The 17598-nt window shown below is 47.0% G+C and carries 16 protein-coding genes; 9 read left to right on the forward strand and 7 right to left on the reverse strand.

Annotated elements, in window-relative coordinates:
- The first annotated feature begins 41 nt into the window (after positions 1-41).
- Positions 42-353 carry a carboxypeptidase-like regulatory domain-containing protein gene (locus tag AKL11_RS12885; protein WP_067518021.1) on the forward strand — a complete coding sequence of 104 codons (312 nt, stop codon included), beginning with the start codon at positions 42-44 and terminating at the stop codon, positions 351-353.
- 86 nt (positions 354-439) lie between these two features.
- Here AKL11_RS12885 and fghA read toward each other — a convergent pair whose 3' ends face one another.
- The gene (gene fghA, locus AKL11_RS12890) at positions 440-1288 is read right to left on the reverse strand and encodes an S-formylglutathione hydrolase (protein WP_067518023.1); all 849 of its coding nucleotides are present in this window, start codon (positions 1286-1288) and stop codon (positions 440-442) included.
- A 57-nt stretch (positions 1289-1345) separates the two neighbouring features.
- On the reverse strand, positions 1346-2473 hold the full coding sequence (locus AKL11_RS12895; RefSeq protein WP_067518026.1) for an S-(hydroxymethyl)glutathione dehydrogenase/class III alcohol dehydrogenase: 1128 nt from the start codon (positions 2471-2473) through the stop codon (positions 1346-1348).
- 213 nt (positions 2474-2686) lie between these two features.
- Between AKL11_RS12895 and AKL11_RS12900 the strand changes: the two genes are divergently transcribed.
- Complete coding sequence (locus AKL11_RS12900; RefSeq protein WP_067518028.1) at positions 2687-3940, forward strand: ISL3 family transposase; 1254 nt, start codon at positions 2687-2689, stop codon at positions 3938-3940.
- Between the two features lie 13 nt (positions 3941-3953).
- Here the strand turns inward: AKL11_RS12900 and nudC are convergent, their stop codons facing one another.
- From nudC to AKL11_RS12920, 4 genes are read right to left on the reverse strand one after another with little or no spacing between them, the layout of a single operon-like run.
- A complete protein-coding gene (gene nudC / locus AKL11_RS12905) occupies positions 3954-4757 on the reverse strand; it encodes an NAD(+) diphosphatase (RefSeq protein ID WP_067518030.1) in 804 nt (267 codons plus the stop codon).
- A 45-nt stretch (positions 4758-4802) separates the two neighbouring features.
- Entirely contained in the window at positions 4803-5528 is a 726-nt protein-coding gene (gene dnaQ, locus AKL11_RS12910; RefSeq protein WP_067518032.1) for a DNA polymerase III subunit epsilon, read from the reverse strand.
- A gap of 25 nt (positions 5529-5553) precedes the next feature.
- Positions 5554-5997 (reverse strand): ribonuclease HI, encoded by a 444-nt coding sequence (gene rnhA, locus AKL11_RS12915; protein WP_067518034.1) that lies wholly within the window; start codon positions 5995-5997, stop codon positions 5554-5556.
- On the reverse strand, positions 5994-6815 hold the full coding sequence (locus tag AKL11_RS12920) for a methyltransferase domain-containing protein (protein WP_157673550.1): 822 nt from the start codon (positions 6813-6815) through the stop codon (positions 5994-5996). The genes rnhA and AKL11_RS12920 overlap by 4 nt, the downstream gene beginning before the upstream one ends.
- Before the next feature lie 169 nt (positions 6816-6984).
- Between AKL11_RS12920 and gloB the strand changes: the two genes are divergently transcribed.
- From gloB to AKL11_RS12955, 7 genes are all read left to right on the forward strand, one after another.
- A complete protein-coding gene (gene gloB, locus AKL11_RS12925; protein ID WP_067518038.1) occupies positions 6985-7767 on the forward strand; it encodes a hydroxyacylglutathione hydrolase in 783 nt (260 codons plus the stop codon).
- Positions 7768-7808: 41 nt separating this feature from the next.
- On the forward strand, positions 7809-9413 hold the full coding sequence (locus AKL11_RS12930; RefSeq protein WP_095210360.1) for a lytic transglycosylase: 1605 nt from the start codon (positions 7809-7811) through the stop codon (positions 9411-9413).
- Between the two features lie 154 nt (positions 9414-9567).
- On the forward strand, positions 9568-11373 hold the full coding sequence (locus tag AKL11_RS12935; protein ID WP_067518040.1) for an extracellular solute-binding protein: 1806 nt from the start codon (positions 9568-9570) through the stop codon (positions 11371-11373).
- A gap of 75 nt (positions 11374-11448) precedes the next feature.
- Complete coding sequence (locus AKL11_RS12940; protein WP_067518042.1) at positions 11449-13443, forward strand: extracellular solute-binding protein; 1995 nt, start codon at positions 11449-11451, stop codon at positions 13441-13443.
- Positions 13444-13460: 17 nt separating this feature from the next.
- The gene (locus AKL11_RS12945) at positions 13461-14549 is read left to right on the forward strand and encodes a microcin C ABC transporter permease YejB (RefSeq protein WP_067518045.1); all 1089 of its coding nucleotides are present in this window, start codon (positions 13461-13463) and stop codon (positions 14547-14549) included.
- 2 nt (positions 14550-14551) lie between these two features.
- A complete protein-coding gene (locus AKL11_RS12950; RefSeq protein WP_067518047.1) occupies positions 14552-15583 on the forward strand; it encodes an ABC transporter permease in 1032 nt (343 codons plus the stop codon).
- 6 nt (positions 15584-15589) lie between these two features.
- Positions 15590-17185, forward strand: coding sequence for a dipeptide ABC transporter ATP-binding protein (locus AKL11_RS12955; protein ID WP_067518050.1), 1596 nt, complete (start codon positions 15590-15592; stop codon positions 17183-17185).
- Here the strand turns inward: AKL11_RS12955 and AKL11_RS12960 are convergent.
- The gene (locus AKL11_RS12960) at positions 17179-17463 is read right to left on the reverse strand and encodes an RNA recognition motif domain-containing protein (protein WP_067518052.1); all 285 of its coding nucleotides are present in this window, start codon (positions 17461-17463) and stop codon (positions 17179-17181) included. The two genes, AKL11_RS12955 and AKL11_RS12960, sit on opposite strands and share 7 nt — an antisense overlap.
- Between the last annotated feature and the right edge of the window lie 135 nt (positions 17464-17598).

Raw genomic sequence — 17598 nt, forward strand, 5'->3', positions numbered from 1 at the left:
ATGTGCATTTGCACATTTATGGAAGAAACTGGAGAGCACCTATGAAAGCTATTAAACAACTCTTTTCCGCTATTGCCATTGCCAGCGTTTCACTGTCTGCCATTGCAGATCTGGAACTGCGTGTTGACCGCCCTGATCATGACCTGACAGCCAGAGTTTATATGGATAATAAACCGGTTAAAGGCGCGACCGTTGTTGTTCACAGAGACAATGGTTTTAATCAGGAAATGACCACAGATGATATGGGACGCGCAAACTTCACCAGCCTGGTTGGTTATGGCCCGGTAACTATCAAAGCTTCAAAAGATGGTCAGGACAGCAATGCCCGTTTTGTCTTTCTTAATATGAAATAAATATATGAAATAAATATATGAAATAAATGGTTGAATGCCGGTCGACTCATGGCGACCGGTTTCCCAAACTACCGGCCTCTATACCTTCAACTGTCACTCATCAAATAACGAGAATGAAACGCAAGATGATCGGCAATAAAGGTGCTAATAAAGTAATACGAGTGGTCATACCCTTCTTGCATCCTTAGCTCCAAAGGATAACCCGTTGTCTTAGCGGCAGACTGCAGTGCCTCCGGACGTAACTGCTCAGCAAGAAACTGATCGGCACTTCCCTGATCGACGAGTGCCGGCACTTTTGCATCAGACGACAACATTAACTCCGTTGCATCGTATTGCCGCCAAAGCTGTTCATCATCACCCAGATAGTTTGCAAACGCTTTTTGCCCCCATGGGCAATTGATGGGATTGCTGATAGGGCTGAATGCTGACACCGATGCGTAACGTTCCGGGTTTTTCAGGGCAATAGTCAGAGCGCCATGGCCACCCATCGAGTGGCCTGAAATACTTCTTTTTTCAGATACCGGGAAATTAGCTTCGATTAACCCAGGCAGCTCAGAAACAACATAGTCGTACATCCGATAATGTTTATCCCATGGCGAACGCACAGCATTCAAATAAAATCCTGCTCCCAACCCAAGATCATAAGCACCGTCAGGATCGTCTGCCACATCTTCACCACGTGGGCTGGTGTCCGGTGCAACCAGGGCAACCCCTAACTCAGCCGCTATCCGTTGAGCACCGGCTTTCTGCATAAAATTCTCATCCGTGCATGTCAGCCCAGACAACCAATAAACGACAGAAACCGGATTTCTTTCTGCTTGAGGCGGCAAATAGATCGCAAACCGCATATTGCAGTTCAATACATCAGAGTGATGTTGATACTGCTCATGACGCCCACCAAAGGCTTTATTAGCACTGACTGTTTCAAGAGCCATTGACGCATCCTTTTTAGAAGCCCTGCTGAGTGGCAAGGCTAATCACCAATACAATAATTACTGATAATGAATCACTGTACGAATACTTTCACCTTTATGCATCAAGTCAAAGGCGGTATTAATGTCCTCTAATCCCATGGTATGAGTGATAAAATCATCCAGTTTGAAGTCACCATTCATGTATTGATTCACAATACCCGGCAGCTCAGAACGACCTTTCACACCACCAAAGGCAGAACCGCGCCATACACGACCAGTGACCAGCTGGAATGGCCGCGTGGATATTTCCTGCCCGGCACCGGCAACACCAATAATCACTGATTCGCCCCAACCTTTGTGACAACACTCAAGGGCAGAGCGCATGATGTTAACATTACCAATACACTCAAAAGAGAAATCCACACCGCCGTCGGTCATTTCGACGATCACTTCCTGAATCGGCTTGTCATGCAATTTAGGGTTAATGCAGTCCGTTGCGCCCAGCTTCGTAGCCAGCTCGAATTTGGACTCATTAATATCAACACCAATAATATGACCAGCACCGGCCATCTTGGCACCAATGATCGCAGAAAGACCAATGCCTCCCAGGCCAAACACAGCAACGGTATCACCAGGCTGAACTTTTGCAGTTTTCAATACAGCACCCATGCCAGTTGTAACACCACAACCCAGCAGACAAACTTCCTCAAGCGGCGCTTCCGGATTTACTTTCGCCAATGAGATTTCTGGTAATACGGTGTATTCAGAAAACGTTGAACAGCCCATGTAATGGAAGATAGGCTGGCCGTCTTTATAAAAACGAGTCGTACCGTCTGGCATCAAGCCCTTGCCCTGGGTTTCACGAATTTTCTGACACAGATTCGTTTTGCCGGACAAACAGAACTTACATTCACCGCACTCCGGCGTATAAAGCGGAATAACATGGTCGCCTACAGCAACACTGGTTACACCCTCACCGATCATTTCAACAATACCACCACCTTCATGACCGAGAATCGCAGGGAAAACGCCTTCCGGATCATCACCTGACAATGTAAACGCATCCGTATGACAAACACCGGTCGCAACGATACGCACCAGAACTTCACCGGCTCTTGGTAGCATGACATCCACTTCTTCAATGGATAAAGGTTTGCCTGCTTCCCATGCAATGGCTGCTTTGGATTTGATAAATTGATCGGACATTTTAATACCTGAAAATGATCGTTTAATGAGTCACAACACTCGTCACATAAATCATAGTTTATTTATTCACGGACAGATGATAATACCCTAAAATTGAGGCTCTTCAGGGGTATCTGTGGGTAAAAATGAGCTAATTTGAAGAAAAAAGCACCAGCGATCGATTTCTGATAGATTTTTTTGTTTGCAGACAAAAAACAATAAGAAACGTCGCTGATGCTGATAAAAACTATCCTCAATAAAGTTCATAAACTCAAGTCATTTGTTTATCAGGATGTAAAACTCGGCTTCCATCAAGGCTCTGAAGTCTTCGATGTGACAGTCGTTCCCCGCAAGAATGGTCACGCTATCTGTTCAGGCTGCCACAACCCAGCACCGGGTTACGATCGCCTTGCTGAACGACGCTTCGAGTTTGTTCCTCTCTGGGGAATCAGAGTTTTCCTGATTTACAGAATGCGCCGCGTTCAATGTAAGACATGTGGCGTAAAGGTTGAGCAGGTTCCATGGGCAGAAGGTAAAAAAGAACTGACCAAAGTGTACATGCAGTTTCTCGCAGGCTGGGCTCGAAAACTCTCCTGGAAGGAAGTTGCCAAGACGTTTAATACTTCATGGGAGAAGGTATTTCATTCAGTCGAGTACATTGTTGAATGGGGCAAAGCCCATCGGGTGCTCGATAATATTGAGGCCATAGGTGTTGACGAAGTGGCGTATCAGCTGGGGCATAAATACCTGACAGTGGTTTATCAGATTGATCGGGAGTGTACACGACTACTGTGGATTGGCGAGGAACGCACAGAAGCCACTATCCGCCAGTTTTTCACGTTTTTGGGTGCAGAGCGTTGCCAGCGATTAAAGTATGTTTGCTCTGATATGTGGAAGCCTTATGTGAAGGCTATTGCGGAATTTGCGGGGCAAGCTCTGCATATTCTTGATCGTTTTCACATCGTGGCGATGTTAAATAAAGCCATCGATGAAGTCAGGGCTTCGGAGCACAAACAGCTTCAGGCTGACGGTTATGAGCCTGTTTTGAAAAAGTCTCGCTGGTGCCTTCTGAAGCGGAAAGAGAACCTGACTGAGAAAGAAGAAGTCAAGTTAAGCACAGTGCTGCAATACAACCTCAAAAGTGTCAGAGCGTACCTGCTTAAGGAAGAGTTTCAGGTGTTCTGGGATTACGTGTCGTCACATTGGGCTGGAAAATATCTGGATCGTTGGTGTAAAAGAGTGATGCGATCAAAGTTAGAACCGATGAAGAAGGTTGCCAAAACAGTTCGACGACACAGACCACTTATCCTGAATTGGTTCAGAGCTAAAAAGGCGTATTCAAGCGGTATAGTTGAGGGTCTGAACACCAAGATAAAACTCACTACGAGAAAATCTTACGGTTTCAGAACCTACAGATGCGCGGAAATTGCGTTATACCATGCACTTGGCAAGCTACCTGAACCAGAAATTGCCCACAGATTTTACTGACGAGGCATAATTACTAAAGATCAATCAGCTGACGGGATATAGTGAATTCCGGCGGGAGTTCCGGCAAGTGATCCTTATGAAACCACCCTGCAAAACAAAGCTCTTCATTATCTATCTCAAGTTCCCCGGATTCATACTCTGCATGAAACCCCATCATTAATGAGTGTGGAAAAGGCCAGCTCTGGCTGAAACAGTACTGAATATTGCGAACTTTAATCCCTGTCTCTTCCATCAGCTCACGACTAACAGCCATTTCCGCACCTTCACCTGGTTCAACAAAGCCTGCCACTACCGTGTGCATCGTTGATGTTTTTCCATGACGGTTATGTTGAACCAAAAGATACTCGTCGCCTTTTTTGACGACCACAATGACACAAGGAGAAATTCTGGGGTAAGCATGATGACCACAATCAGGGCAGACCATTGCCCATTCACCCGCTTCAGCCATGTTCTCTGTGCCGCAGTATCCACAGAAACGATGCTCTTTTCTTGAAGTCAGAATCTGTAAGCCATGGCTCAATAACCCAAAAGTTGTTTCACTGGTCATCGTCAGCAACTGTCTCGGACTGATGACCTCGTACCCTTCTGGTAGATAACGCAGCTCGGCAAACCCGATAACGGTACTATCAAGATGACCAACAACTATTGCCTGAGAGGTTTCATAACCAGTGAACTCTTCCCTGCCCCAAAGCCATGAGTTTGTGCTGCTTAGTACTATCTGACCTTCAAAGAGAACAAGAAACTGCTCAGCCTTGAGCTCGGGGCCATAACCCATGAGGGGGAAATAGGAAACAGACTCGGGTAAATCCGCAATCACGGTAACTCCTTGTAAACTGCAAGCTGTAAACTAAACGCTGAAGACTCAGTTGGCAGGCTTGTCCGCAAGCCAAAGACAATTACCCGATTGTTTCTGAATATAATCCAGCTTTCTTTTATGGTGAGCCAGTTCATCTTCGCCAGCAGATATCACCTTCAATGCCGGACGATCATTGGGAAGCCTGCGAATCTGACTTCCACCGTCATCATCACCATCACTGTCATCATCGCCGCCAGCAAGCAGTAGAGCTCTCTGACCACCGGTCATCGTCAGGTAGACTTCAGCGAGAATTTCGGAGTCCAGCAGCGCTCCGTGAAGCGTACGGGATGAGTTATCTATGAAGTAACGCTTACACAACGCATCCAGATTATTCTTCTGCCCCGGATGTTTCTTTCGAGCAAGCGCCAGCGTATCGATAACGCCACAAACGGTTTCTACTTTTGGAAAGCCCTGACGCAGCAAAGCAAATTCATGGTTGATAAAGCCAATATCAAACGCTGCGTTATGGATCACCAGTTCAGCGCCCTGGATAAACTCCAGAAACTCCTGAGCAATGGTTTTAAATACGGGTTTATCAGCCAAGTATTCATTGGTGATGCCGTGTACGTCGATGGCTTCCTGTTCCACCACCCGTTCCGGGTTGATGTATACGTGGTAATGATTGCCCGTGAGCTTACGGTCAATCATTTCAACACAACCAATCTCGATGATTCGATGCCCCTGTTTGGGGTCGATACCGGTGGTTTCTGTATCCAGAATAATTTGACGCATGGATTAACGATTCCTGCTCAGTATTTTAAGATCGCTTGTGTTCTTCAGCCCCTTTACAGGCAAGCTGGTCGGCAATTTCATTCTCTCGATGGCCGGTGTGGCCTCGTACCCAGCGCCATTCAACCTCATGCTTCTGGTTCTGTTCATCCAGCATTTTCCAGAGATCCTGATTTTTTACCGGTTGGCCAGCCGCGTTTTTCCAGTTCTTACGCTTCCAGCCCTTCATCCATTCCAGAATGCCTTTGCGGACATACTGAGAGTCTGTGGTCAGGGTCACAGAACAGGGCCTTTTCAGTGCTTTCAATCCTTCAATAGCCGCCATCAATTCCATTCGATTGTTCGTGGTTTCCGGCTCACCGCCATAGAGTTCTTTTTCGAGATCTCCGTATCGAAGCAAAACGCCCCAGCCACCAGGCCCCGGATTCCCCTTACAGGCTCCATCCGTAAAAATTTCAACGTTGAGGCTCAAGCGCCCTCCTCTTTTTTTATGGCAATATCATGACAAGAGAGTGATAAACGACTGGCACTGGGCCTTGCTAATGGCTGACCAACAAAACGACGGCGGACGTCAGACCAAACTTTACGAATGGGTGTCAGCCCTGGCGTTTCCCGGGTTGCCACCATCAGATAAAACCCACCGATGGGCAGTTGTGTCTGCTCTAGACGGTCTTCAATCAGATCACCCTTTAAACCCGAAAACCAGGGTTTGATCGGATGAAGATAGCCACTGTAAATGATTTTCTCGATGGAAAAGTTCAACAGTACAAGCCAGTCTTTCAAACGAGATGGCGAGATAAAATGCACACCTCGCATCATTTTTCGATAGCGTGGAACCGTGTGCCGGGCAACACTGCCAAAGCTGTAGGGATTAAAACCAATGATAATAAGTTTGCCATCTGGAATGATCGTATTCGCCGCTTCACTGAGCAGCCTGTGAGGGCTGTCTGCGACTTCCAGAGTATGTTGTAACAACACCAGATCCATCGATCCGGGCGTCACTGGCCAATAAAGAGGGTCAGCGCAGATTTGTGCTCTTGGCGGATTATCAAGGTGATGATGACCCAGAATAAATTGACGCCGAACCTGACTTGACGACAGCAGATCCAGTTTCCATGAGATGGAACATTGCCCGGCATGGAAACCAAAGATCGTACTCAGCTCATGTTCCAGGAGGCTGCGTTCGCTCTCAACCAGAATTTTCCCAGAGTCTGTGTCCAGCCAATGCTCAAGCCCTTTGACTCGATCATCCAGACTGGTTTCCGCACTTTTTCCAAAAGGCCGAATCATGCAGTCAAACACACCCGAAACAGATTGTGAAATATTGAAAGTTAACAGCCATATTACCTTTCCCGATAACAGTTTACACTGAAAACACAAACATAGACTCTACATTGTAACCCCATTCATTTACCATGGCTGTTTCTACATAGATATGCCGTCAGGGCTTTTCATCTTCATGCTGACCATTACACCAATTCCGGCTTTTAATGATAATTATATTTGGATGTTTCATCAGTCCGGGAGCTCGGATGTTTTTGTCGTTGACCCTGGCGATGCGCAACCCGTAGAACAGGCATTGAAACAACAGCAATGCCATCTTGCCGGTATTCTGATTACTCATCATCATTATGATCATACCGGTGGTATTACAGCCTTAACGGCTGACGGGGATATTCCGGTTTATGGCCCGGATAACACCAATATCTCCGGCATTACTCACCCTCTCAAAGATGGCAGTGAAGTTATGATTGCCGGCGCTCAATTCACTGTTTTTGCCACGCCAGGGCACACTCTGGATCATATCGCCTATTTCACGGCTAGTGGCGAACAGGACAGTCCTGCATTGTTTTGTGGCGATACGTTGTTTTCAGCAGGCTGTGGCCGTTTGTTTGAAGGCACTGCAGAACAAATGTACAGCAGCCTTTCAACACTGGCGGCACTGCCTGCAAACACTTTGATCTACCCAGCCCATGAATACACTCAAGCCAATTTAGAGTTTGCATTGGCTGTGGAACCTAATAACCAAAACATTATCAAAAGGAAGTTCGAGGTCGAGATGCTTCGCCAACGATTGGAACCATCGTTACCTTCTTCGTTAGCGACGGAACTGGCTACTAACCCGTTTCTCAGATCCGGCCAGGCCTCAGTCATCGATGCGGCACTGCAAAAAGGTGCGCAACCGGGCGCTTCTGCTTCTCACGTTCTACGGGTAATCCGTGAATGGAAGGATCAATTTTGATGATGGTAGAATAACCGACTAATAAACCCAGAATCTATTTTATGATCAAAGCTCCCCAACCCAAGGACGGCCATCCCCGCAGCCGTTTTCCTGCCAATGCCAGGCTTTTGCTGTCTGGTATTGTCATGTCGTCGCTGTTGTCTGGCTGTCAGGTACTTAACCAGTCTGAAACGTCGACTGAAGCTTCTCAGGCCGGTGGCCCAACTCTAGTGGCCAAAAGCACTAGCGGTACTGACGTTGAAAAAGTGGTTCAACCTGTCGTCATTGATGACCTCTGGGTACGTATTCAGTCCGGTCTGGCAATGGATCTTGACCAGAACAACAGCCGCATTCAGGCTGAGCTGAACTGGTACACCCGCCACAAAAATTACTTCAATACCATGTCCAGCCGCGCTGCACCTTACCTCTACTTCATTGTAAAGGAAGCCGAAGCTCGTAAAGTGCCTCTGGAACTGGCGTTGATGCCCATTGTTGAAAGCAGTTTTGATCCTTTTGCCTATTCCCATGCAGGCGCTTCCGGGCTCTGGCAGTTTATGCCGGAGACCGGCGAGCACTACAACCTTGATCAGAACTGGTGGTACGACGGCCGTCGTGATGTTGTCGCCTCCACCCGTGCCGCTCTGGATTATATGGTGTATATGCACGGCATGTTTGACGACTGGGAGCTGGCACTGGCCGCCTTTAACTCCGGTCCTGGTCGTGTGCTTCGTGCGGTTAAAAAGAATCAGCGTTTAGGGAAGTCCACTCGCTTTTGGGCTCTGGATTTACCTAAAGAAACAACCGCTTATGTCCCCAAGTTAATCGCACTTGCTAAAATCGTCAGAGACCCAAAAAAGTATGGGATGACCTTCGACACCATTGCCAACAAACCCTATTTCGCCAAGGTAAACACCAATGGTCAGCTTGATTTGGCCAAGGCATCAGAACTCTCCGGTGTCGATTTAAAACAGCTATACCAACTCAACCCCGGGCTGAACCGCTGGTCCACACCACCAGAAGGGCCTCACTATCTGGTGGTTCCACTGAACCATGCAGAGCAGTTCCGAACTCAGCTGGCCGCTTTACCGGCAGAGCAACGGCTGTCCTGGCAGCGTTATGTGGTTAAAGCTGGAGACAATCTGGGTAAGATTGCTAATGACTTCAACACCAGCATTGATGTCATTTCTGAAGCCAATAAACTGAACAGTACCATCATCCGCATTGGGCAGGGACTACTGATTCCTGTAGCCACTGGCAAATCAGAAGCGTACACCCTCAGTGCCAGCCAACGTTTAGCTGCCAAACAGAATCGCGGTGTATCCGGTCGATCAAAAGTGGAATACCGGGTAAAAAGCGGCGACAGCTTCTGGAGTATCGCCCGGAAGTATGAAGTTGGCGTAAGTGAGTTGACCCGTTGGAACAATTTGTCACCGCGGGATACTTTGCGGATTGATCAGGCGCTGGCTATTTGGACCGAACAGGAAAGCGATGGCAGCATTCTCCGTAAGGTCAACTATACCGTTCGTTCCGGTGACTCCCTCGCTAAGATTGCTTCCCGATTCAATGTCGAAGTCAATGAAATTCAGGATTGGAACAACGATCTTAATGGCAAATACATCCATCCGGGTCAGCGTGTTATTGTCTTTGTGGACGTAACGGATACCTGATCTTTCATCCAGGCAATAAGTACTGGAGCTCTCTAATACTTATTGCCTGCTATCCTGTTAGCTTTCCTGAACCATTATCCACTGTCGCAATAAAAATAGTTATTCGCCGAAGACAGTCGATAATCTTCTGAACATGTTCAACAGGTGCCACTGAATGCGGTCTACGCTGCACGTTTCGATTCGTTTTTTATTAGCTTGGTTATTCAGTTTATCGTTACTGGTGTACGCTGACTCAACTCTGCAAAATCCGCCTCTTCGCCATGCTATCAGTCTTTATGGGGAGCCTAAGTACCCAGCAGACTTTACACATTTTAATTATGCGAACCCGGACGCGCCAAAAGGTGGAAGGATAAAACAAGGTGTTATCGGTCATTTTGATAGCCTGACACCCTATATTGACCGAGGTACAGCGGCGGCGGGAAGCTACCTGATGTACGATTCACTCCTCGCACGGTCCTGGGATGAGCCTTTGTCAAAATACGGGTTGATTGCTGAAAAAATGCAGTTAGATCCTGATAATCGCTGGGCCAGGTTTTATATTAATCCGCTGGCAACATTTCATGACGATAAGGCTGTCACTGCAGAAGATGTAAAGTTCAGTTTTGATGTACTCCGGGAAAAAGGCTCAACCTTCTACAAACAGTTTTATCAGGATATTGAGCATGTCGACATCAATGACGTGCGGACGGTAACGTTTCATTTTAAAAACAGTGAAAACCGTGAGCTGCCTTTAATTCTTGGACAAATGCCCATATTCCCGAAGCACTATTGGCAACACCGGGATTTTTCATCACCAGGCCTTGACGTTCCGGTAACCAGTGGTCCCTATAAAGCCGTTACAGTTGAACCAGGTCGATCCATTACCTTTCAACGGGTTAAAAATTACTGGGGAAAGGATCTTGCGGTGAATCGCGGACGGCATAACTTTGATGTGATCCAATATGAATATTACCGGAACAATGCCGTACTTCTGGAAGCCCTGCAAAAGGGAGAATACGATTTCAGAATCGTGGTAGACCCAAGGGAATGGCATGACAAGCTAAATGACCAACGAATGGTTAAAAGCAACCTGACCCGTTCATCACTGACCAGCCATAACCCCCAAACCCTGACGTTGACTTACAACAGCCGTAAGCCCATTTTATCAGATGCCCGTGTTCGCCAGGCTTTAGGCTATACCGTCGATTTTAACTGGATTAACAAGCAGCTCTTTCATGGTATGTACCAAAGGGCGCACAGCATCTTTGATGGCTCAGATCTTGGTGCAGATGCGGCACCGTCCACAGACGAAATCAACTTATTAAAACCCTGGCCCAAAGAAGTCCCAGCAGAAGCGTTAACATCCGTCTGGCGTTCACCAGGCAGTGAAGCTGATCTGAGCCGACGGGAAAGAAAACGCAAAGTGCTCGCTCTACTGAACCAAGCGGGCTGGACTGTTCAAAATCACAGAATGACCAACGCGAAAGGACAACATCTTGAACTGGAAGTGTTAGTCTCTTCACCAGACAATGAACGTATACTGCTGCCGGTACAAAAGTTAATGCAGGATATGGGGATCACATTAAAAATTCGTACGGTAGACATCGCACAGTATATCGAGCGACTGCGAAATCAGGATTACGACCTTGTGCTTCACACCTTTCCTCATACCGCTTCTCCGGGGACGGAACAAATCAGCCATTGGGGTTCATCCACTGTAGATCACCACGGCAGCCGAAACCTTGCGGGCGTAGACCTTAAATCTGTTGATGCATTAACTGAAAAAATCCCCATGGCAAAATCCAGAGAAGAACTACTGACGCTTGTCAGGACACTGGATCGTACGATATTGTGGAATCATTACGTGCTTCCGTTGTGGTATTTGCCGGACTGGCTTGTTATTCATAAGAAAAGCCTGCGCTATCCGACCAACCCGGCACCTTATACCCTTGATCTCAGTACCTGGTGGTATGAACGTTAAGTCGTCTAATGCTTCTTACTATCAATATTGCTGTGATCGTTAAGCACTGCAGACTCATACTGAAGATGACTTCTAATGATGATAAAAAATTCAGGTACAACCCACAGAATTTCATCCTGCATCATGGGCCTCGGATTGATGTTGGCGGTGCCATCCATCAGTTATGCAGAACTAGAAATTAAAACTGGACTACAAACGACCCTAACCCATCACGGCACTGCCAAATATGGTCAGCCCGGAAAACCCTTTCTTCATTTTGATTATGCCAACCCGAATGCCCCCAAAGGCGGTAAACTTCGAATGGCAGCCAGTGGTACCTTCGACAGTCTTAACTCTTATTCCAGCAAGGGCACTGCTGTCACTGGCCTGAACCTGATCTATGACACGCTGATGACTCAGAGTAACGATGAAGCGTTTTCCATGTATCCTCTGGTAGCGGAATCCGCAGAAATTGCACCGGATAAGATGAGCATTCAGTTTAATCTCAACCCGGAAGCACGATTTCATGATGGAAAGTCCATAACAGCAGAGGATGTCAGCTACACCTTCAAGCTGCTAATTGAAAAGGGGCATCCCTTTTTTGGCAGTTATTATTCCGATATTGAATCGGTTAAGGCGTTGAACAAAGGTCAGGTACTTTTCTCATTCAAGTCTGATCAAAACCCTGAACTGCCCTTCATCATGTCTCAACTGCCAATTCTCCCCAAACATTATTGGGAAAAGCCGGAGAATGATTTTTCTTCCGCATCACTAACACCACCCCTTGGCAGCGGCCCCTACAAAATCAGTCAGGTGGATGGTGGTCGCAGTATCAGTTATCAAAGAGTGGCTGACTACTGGGGCAAAGACCTGCCAGTAAACAAAGGCCGATACAACTTTGATGAAGTTATCTACGATTATTACCGCGATGAGCATGTGGCTTTGCAAGGACTGAAGGCCGGTGCTTATGACCTCCGCTATGAAACCGTGGCGAAAAACTGGGCAACCGCCTATGACGTTCCCGCCGTACACAATGGCGACTTAGTGCTTTCAACACTGCCAACCATCAGCCCTGCACCTATTCAGGGGTTTGCCTATAACCTGAGAAGAGATCAGTTTCAGGATCGAAAAGTGCGCAAGGCGATCAGTTACGCCATGGATTTTGAGTGGCTAAACCGGAACCTGTTCTATAACAGCTATATTCGATCCAGCAGCTATTTCAATAATTCAGGCATGGAAGCCAAAGGCATGCCCAATGAAGACGAACTGGCATTGCTTGCACCATGGAAAAAACAGTTACCTGAAGACCTGTTCACGAAACCTTATGAATTGCCCGTTTCCGATGGCTCTGGAAATATTCGTTCGAACCTCAAGACTGCTCTATCTTTATTAAAAGACGCTGGCTGGACATTAGATAATGGACAGTTGACCAACAGCAAAGGCGAACGTTTTTCCATAGAGCTATTAATCGCTCAGCCATCCATGGAACGGGTCGCCCTACCCTTTAAGAAAAATCTGGAGCAGATTGGCATCTCCCTGAATATCCGTACGGTGGATACTTCTCAGTATATTCAACGGCTTCGTGATTTCGATTACGACATGATTGTTGTTGGCTACGGTCAATCAGCTTCACCCGGTAATGAGCAATCCGAATTCTGGGGCAGTACCGCAGCAGATACCAAGGGCAGTAGAAATTACATGGGCATTAAAGATCCGGTCGTTGATGCCATGATTGGCCATGTCATTAATGCCCATAGCCGGCAAGAGTTAACCACTGCCGTTAAAGCGTTGGATCGGGTATTACTCTGGGGCGAATACCTGATTCCGCAATGGTACTATCCTTATGATCGAATCGCTCACAGTAGCAAGGTGGTACGTCCCGATGCTGAACCGCTTTACAATACTGACCTGTACACCTGGTGGATAGAGGAAGCGAATGCATCAGAACCGTCCAGAAAAGCTTCAACGCCAGTTCAATCACCGGTGGATGATGAGCAATCCAACAAATGGCTCTATTCTGGTTTGGTTTTGCTGGGGTTGATTCCTTTATGGATGCACCGTCGTAGAAAACGTACGTCACCGATCGATTAAACCGGCAGGATCGCTCCATGAGCAGCTACATACTGAGACGATTGGCACTGATGATACCGACGCTGCTTGGTATCATGCTGGTTAACTTCCTGATCATACAGGCCGCTCCCGGCGGCCCGGTTGAGCAGATGATTGCCAAGCTGGAAGGTTTTGAGAGCAACGCCCTCAGCCGTATTGGTGGTTCTGGTAATGCTGAAGTACAACAGGTCAGTTCCGATAACTCCGGTGAGTATCGAGGGCGCCGTGGGCTGGATCCTGAATTGATCAAAGATATCGAAAAGCTCTACGGCTTTGATAAGCCTGCCCATGAGCGCTTTTTCACCATGCTAAAAAACTATCTGGTGTTTGATTTTGGTGATTCTTTTTTTCGGGATGCCAAAGTCATTGACCTGATCAAAGAAAAGCTGCCCGTCTCCATTTCGCTTGGTTTATGGAGCACCCTGATCATCTACTTGATATCCATCCCCCTGGGAATACGAAAAGCCCTGAAACACGGCAGTCGGTTTGATATCTGGTCCAGCGCCGTCATCACCACCGGTTATGCGATCCCCAGTTTTTTGCTGGCTATTTTATTGATTGTTGTTTTTGCCGGCGGCAGTTACTGGAATCTGTTTCCTCTGAGAGGTTTGTTCTCAGAAAATTTTGACGAGTTAAGTCTTTTCGGAAAAATCGTAGATTACGCCTGGCATATGACGTTACCCCTGATCTGTATGGTGATCAGTGGCTTTGCCACGCTGACCATGCTGACAAAAAACTCATTTCTTGATGAAATCCATAAACAATACGTTCAAACGGCCCGAGCAAAAGGGCTTGATGAGAAACGGGTTCTTTATGGTCATATTTTCAGAAATGCCATGCTTTTGGTTATTTCCGGATTTCCTGCCGCTTTGATCGGTATATTGTTTACCAGCTCCTTGTTGATCGAGATTATCTTCTCTCTCGATGGGCTGGGCTTGCTGGGGTATGAAGCGGCCATTAATCGTGATTATCCCGTGGTGTTTGGTTCACTCTATATTTTCACATTGCTGGGTATGGTGATTAAACTGGTTGGTGATCTGACCTATGTCATGGTTGACCCGAGAATTGATTTTGAGGCCAGAGACTGACCATGAGCAGGTTTACTTTGAATCCATTGAACCAACGACGCTGGCAGAATTTCAAACAGAATCGGCGTGGTTATATTTCTCTCTGGATTTTTTCCATACTGTTTGTTGTCACCCTTCTGGCAGAAGGCGTGTCCAACGACAAACCACTGCTGGTCTGGTTTGATGGTGAACCGTACTTTCCAACCTTTGTTACCTATCCGGAAACCACCTTTGGCGGTGAGTTTGAACTGGCCATGGATTATCGCCAGGACTATGCGAAAGAATTAATTGAACCCAAAGGCTGGATGATTTGGCCACCGATTCAATACAGTTACGACACCATCAATTATGCCCGCATTGCCCCTGCGGCTCCCTCCCTTGAAAACTGGCTGGGAACCGACGACCAGGGTCGTGATGTGCTGGCCCGGGTTATTTATGGGTTTCGGATTTCTGTGTTGTTCGGATTGGCATTGACGCTGTTCAGCACCATCATTGGCGTCGCCGTCGGCGCATTGCAGGGTTTTTATGGCGGCAAAGTCGACTTATTTGGTCAACGTTTTATTGAAATCTGGTCCGGAATGCCCAACCTTTATCTGCTGATTATTCTCTCCAGCTTTGTCGAACCCGGCTTCTGGTGGTTACTGGGCATTATGTTGTTATTTCAATGGATGACACTGGTTGACGTAGTACGGGCAGAATTTCTTCGCGGGCGAAATTTGGAATACGTTCGCGCAGCAAGAGCCCTCGGTATGAGCGACGCTCGCCTGATGTTCAATCACATTTTACCGAACGCCATGATTGCCACCGTGACGTTTATGCCCTTTATTCTCACCGGCGCCATCACCACCCTCACCTCTTTGGACTTTCTTGGTTTCGGGCTGCCCGCGGGCTCACCATCTCTCGGCGAGTTAATCGCCCAGGGGAAAAATAATCTACAAGCCCCATGGCTGGGAATCGCCGCATTTATGGTGATGTCCATCATGCTCACTTTACTGGTCTTCATTGGTGAAGCTTGCAGGGATGCCCTTGACCCAAGAAAATACTACGCCGGATAGAAGACAATGACGGATACCGCGTTACTGACCATTAGTGATCTCAATATCCACTTTCAACAGGGTAGTGAAAGTACAGAAGTTGTTAAGAATGTATCTCTGCAGGTCAACGCCGGAGAAACCATTGGTCTGGTGGGTGAATCTGGCTCTGGGAAATCCATTACCGCCTTAAGCGTGTTGCATTTGTTAGCTGGCAATGCCAAGTGTACTGGCCGTATTGAATTTAACGGCGAATCATTGCTGGGATTGTCACCGGACAAAATTCGCAAGATTCGTGGTCACAAAATCAGTATGATTTTTCAGGAGCCTATGACAGCGTTGAATCCTCTTCACAGCATTGAGAAACAAATTTGTGAAGTACTGGGTATTCATCTGGGTCTTACGGGCAGTGAAGCAAAAGCCAAAGCGCTGGAACTGCTCAAACTGGTGGGTATTAAAAACGCCCGTAGTCGTCTTTCAGCCTTTCCCCATGAATTATCCGGTGGTCAACGACAACGGGCAATGATTGCCATGGCACTGGCCTGTGAGCCAGAACTGCTTATTGCCGATGAACCGACCACCGCTTTGGATGTTACCGTACAGCGGCAAATTCTCAGCCTGCTTCAAGATCTCCAGAAGAAACTCAATATGGCTGTGCTGTTTATCAGTCACGATCTGAATTTGATCCGTCATATTTCGGATCGAATTTACGTGATGAAAGAAGGTCAGGTGGTTGAAGAAGGCATCACATCGAAAGTATTTAAAAACCCTGAGCACCCCTACACCATCGATTTACTGAACGCAGAGCCCGAAGGCAGTCCTCAACCTTTAGATAGTAATTGTTCCGAATTAGTGTCCGCTCAGGATATAAAAGTCTGGTTTCCCATCAAGAAAGGGTTTTTCAAGAAAACGGTTGATCATATTAAAGCGGTTTCTAATATCTCACTATCAATCCAGCAAGGTGAAACCCTTGGCATTGTTGGTGAATCAGGTTCCGGAAAAACCACCCTTGGCCTGGCGCTGCTAAAATTACAACACTGTGAAGGAGTGATCCAGTTTCAGGAACAATCCATCGGAGATATGAATCAAAAGCAATTCCGCCCGCTACGTCGTGAAATGCAAATTGTGTTTCAAGATCCATTTGGCAGCCTCAGCCCAAGAATGACCGTTGCAGATATCATTGGCGAAGGGCTTGATATCCACCAGCTGGCAAAAGGCAATGAACGGGAGCAGCAGATTATTTCGGCTCTTGAAGATGTTGGCCTTGATTCAAGTTGCCGCAACCGCTACCCCCACGAATTCTCCGGCGGCCAGCGACAGCGGATATCCATTGCCCGGGCACTGATACTCAAGCCAAAACTCATGATTTTAGACGAACCCACATCGGCCCTGGACAGAACCGTACAATCCCAGATTATTAACCTGCTGCGTGATCTGCAGAAAAAATACAACCTAAGTTATATCTTTATCAGCCATGATCTGGCGGTGGTCAAAGCCATGAGCCACCGCATACTAGTGATGAAAGAGGGTGAAATCGTAGAACAGGGAGATACCCGACAGATTTTTTCTAACCCATCACAACAATACACCAGAGAATTGATCAGCGCCGCTTTCAGTGCTTATTGATTAAATGATCTTGGTTTACGTTCAGAAGGTTGTTTTTGCTTTGCATCATTCACTTTGATGGGGCGACCAGCAACCTCTTTACCGTCCATTGCTCTAGCCGCTTCTGCTTCTGAGTCTTTTTCGAAAGTAATAAAGGCAAAACCTCGGGAGCGATCTGTTTCGCGATCTCTCATCAGTTTAATATCTTCTATATCACCAAAAGATTCGAAAGCCTGTTCGAGGTCAACCTCCACTGCGGTGTAAGCGAGATTTCCTATGTATAAAGTCCTTTTTTCCATGAGCCAGCTCAATTATCCAAATTAATCTATGGGCTTCTGATGCGGGGTATCTGGACCAGGTAATGGTGCCAACCCTTAAAGATTCTCACATCATTAACTGACTGTCTACATTACTCAGAATTGACAACTGTTCCC

Source organism: Endozoicomonas ascidiicola, assembly GCF_001646945.1.
GTDB classification, from domain to species: domain Bacteria; phylum Pseudomonadota; class Gammaproteobacteria; order Pseudomonadales; family Endozoicomonadaceae; genus Endozoicomonas; species Endozoicomonas ascidiicola.